This window comes from Bacillus pretiosus, assembly GCF_051294775.1.
GTDB classification, from domain to species: domain Bacteria; phylum Bacillota; class Bacilli; order Bacillales; family Bacillaceae_G; genus Bacillus_A; species Bacillus_A wiedmannii.
This window is the reverse complement of record NZ_JBPPHF010000361.1, coordinates 1-292: the sequence shown is the minus strand read 5'-3', so window position 1 is coordinate 292 and position 292 is coordinate 1. Positions and strand designations below refer to the sequence as shown.

Below are 292 nucleotides of genomic sequence, written 5' to 3'. Positions count from 1 at the left end.
ATATAAAGAGTACTCAGATTTACGTCCTTCTACAATCGCATGGCCTTTAAATAATTTCACACGCACTGTAGCTGTTACATTTTTTTGCGTTTCTTGTAAGAAAGCATGAAGCGCTTGTTTTAAAGGAGAGAACCATAAACCGTTATAAATAAGTTCTGTTATTTTCTGCTCAATCACCGGGTTAAAATGTGCTACTTCTTTTACGTGCGTTAAATCTTCCAGCTCTTTATGTGCTGTGATTAACGTCATTGCCGCTGGACATTCGTATACTTCACGCGATTTAATACCAACT

At 37.0% G+C, this 292-nt stretch carries 1 pseudogene; it reads right to left on the bottom strand.

Going from position 1 to position 292, the window contains the following annotated elements:
* Positions 1–292: pseudogene (locus ACSG5Z_RS31265) on the bottom strand (argininosuccinate synthase); the annotation flags it as partial.